Origin of the sequence: Halomonas sp. BC1, assembly GCF_002078135.1 — a bacterium.
GTDB lineage: Bacteria > Pseudomonadota > Gammaproteobacteria > Pseudomonadales > Halomonadaceae > Vreelandella > Vreelandella stevensii.
This window is the reverse complement of record NZ_LFGS01000003.1, coordinates 156,704-158,744: the sequence shown is the minus strand read 5'-3', so window position 1 is coordinate 158,744 and position 2,041 is coordinate 156,704. Positions and strand designations below refer to the sequence as shown.

The following is a 2,041-nucleotide window of genomic DNA, read 5'->3' as shown; positions in this document are numbered from 1 at the left end:
AGCCAATTGAGGCTTTGGTTCCCGGCGCTCCCTTGCTAGGCTTGCGTTACCGAAAGTCAGCGAGCCTTTTCCCATGAGTTCACCCGCGATTCAGTCCGCCTTGGCCCAGATGCACGCCCTGGCCAGTCAGGCCGGCGGCATTCAGTCCAAGGGGCAGCACCTTTCCACGGCGGTGGGGCAGGGAGGATTTGCCAATGAACTGCAGGCCTCGATCCAGCGCATCAACCGCCTTCAGCAAGCGTCGAGCGCAAAGGCCAATGCCTTCCAGTCCGGCGACCCGGACGTGGCGCTCAACGACGTGATGGTCGACATGCAGAAGGCCAGCGTGGCGTTCCAGATGGGGGTGCAGGTTCGCAATCGACTGGTGACGGCCTACAAGGACATCATGAACATGCAGGTGTGAGGCGAGTTCGATCTCTTCTTCACGACGATGCCCGGCACTTGGTGCCGGGCATCGTTCGTTACGGCTGGCGCCTGGCGATCAGCGCTCGCCGACGAGGGGGGTCATGAAGCGCCTTCGGCGCTCTCGGTCTTCAAGCGGCAGCCCCAGGAGATGGACGAGCTTGGTGAAGGCGGCCTCCGGAGTCATGTCGTCCGCCGACAGCACGCCGGCACTGGCGAGTCCCTGGCCGGCGGCATAGCCGCCCATGTGGATGCGGCCGTGCGGGCATTGGCTGACGGCAGCGAGCAGCTTGCCTTCGCCGACGGCCCTGGCCAGCACGCCGAGGAGCTGCGGGTCGCTCGGTGCGTTGCCGGCTCCCCATACTTCCAGCAGCGCCCCCTGAATACGCCGGTCGTCCAGCCAGGCGGCCACCTGCCAGGCGGCGATGCCGGGCCACAGCGCCAGGCGCACGACGGCGGAAGCGTCGTAGTCGGGGGTTTCGAACCTGGGCGCGCCGCGTTGCTGAACGCCGAGCCCGCGATCGGCATGGAGTACGACGTGCTGTTCTTGCAGTTCGCCGAGGAGCGGATAATTGGGACTGACGAAGGCGTCGCCGTCCAGGGCGTGCCACTTGCGCGCCCTGACCCCGCGCATGAGCTTGCCGGCGAAGCATAGGGCGACCTCCTGCAGCTCCGGGAGCGCGGCGAAGCGGAGCGCCGTTTCGATATTGCCCAAGGCGTCGGAGCCCGGCGCCTCGAGAGGCTGCATGGCGCCAGTGACGACCACGGGAATGTCGATGCCCTGAAGCTGATAGGCCAGACTGCTGGCCGTCCATGCCAGGGTGTCGGTGCCGTGTAGCACCACGATGCCGGAATGGTTGCCGTATTCGTCGACGATTCGTCTTGCCAGCATCTGCCAGTGGGTCGGGGAGGCGGAGCTGGAATCGATGGGTTCCGGGGTTTCGACGAGGGCGAAGCCGGGGAGGCGGTCTTGCCTTGCGATGGGCAGGCGGGCGATGGCTTGGCGTAGACGCGTGCCGAAATCGCCTTCTGGTGCCAGGCCGTGAGGGCCCATCCTCATGCCTAGTGTGCCTCCGGTGTAGATGACGAGTATGGGCTGGCGTGGCATCGTGGTGATCCTTGCAATGGATGGACGCATGATAGGGGAAAGAAGACTACCGCGGCGAGCCGGACCGTGTAGAAGGCGAGGTTGAGGCGCCCGTCTCATGCTCCGGGGCTCATGTTTCGATGAAGGTGTCCTCGATATCCGGTTCGATTTCAACCGGTGTCGATGGGCGGTCGAAATGCAGCCCGGGTCCGGGGCGGCCGAGGGCGTATCCCTGGGCTCGATCGCAGCGGAGGTCGCGCAGATACGCCATTTGCTCGAAGTTTTCTATCCCTTCCGCGCAGACGTGGCGCTCGAAGCCTTGGCATAGGCGCAACAGCGATTCGACGATGGCGCGATCCTTCGAGGAGTTGGGCAGCCCGGAAATGAATGAGCGATCGTAACTATTCAGCACCGGTTGGCTGAGTCGGGGCTTCTTGCTGCATGAAGGCTGGCACATCACCCGCAAACAGTTGCTCCAGTGCGGTATGCGCCGCCACCCCTTGCTTGACGGCGGTCGAGAGGAAGCTACGCATGCGGCAGAAGATCTCAGCA

The 2,041-nt window shown here is 64.6% G+C and carries 3 protein-coding genes and 1 pseudogene; 1 reads left to right on the top strand and 3 read right to left on the bottom strand.

From position 1 onward, the window contains the following. Positions 1–73: 73 nt before the first annotated feature. The gene (gene fliE / locus B7L72_RS01570) at positions 74–403 is read left to right on the top strand and encodes a flagellar hook-basal body complex protein FliE (RefSeq protein ID WP_081192175.1); all 330 of its coding nucleotides are present in this window, start codon (positions 74–76) and stop codon (positions 401–403) included. A gap of 78 nt (positions 404–481) precedes the next feature. Here the strand turns inward: fliE and B7L72_RS01565 are convergent, their stop codons facing one another. The 3 genes and pseudogenes from B7L72_RS01565 to B7L72_RS18820 form a co-directional block, all read right to left on the bottom strand. Then, entirely contained in the window at positions 482–1,510 is a 1,029-nt protein-coding gene (locus B7L72_RS01565) for an asparaginase (protein WP_081192173.1), read from the bottom strand. Positions 1,511–1,619: 109 nt separating this feature from the next. Further along, positions 1,620–1,901, bottom strand: coding sequence for an EAL domain-containing protein (locus B7L72_RS01560; RefSeq protein ID WP_176212814.1), 282 nt, complete (start codon positions 1,899–1,901; stop codon positions 1,620–1,622). Beyond that, positions 1,891–2,041 (bottom strand): annotated as a pseudogene (locus tag B7L72_RS18820) (IS66 family transposase); the annotation flags it as partial. The gene B7L72_RS01560 and the pseudogene B7L72_RS18820, both read right to left, overlap by 11 nt.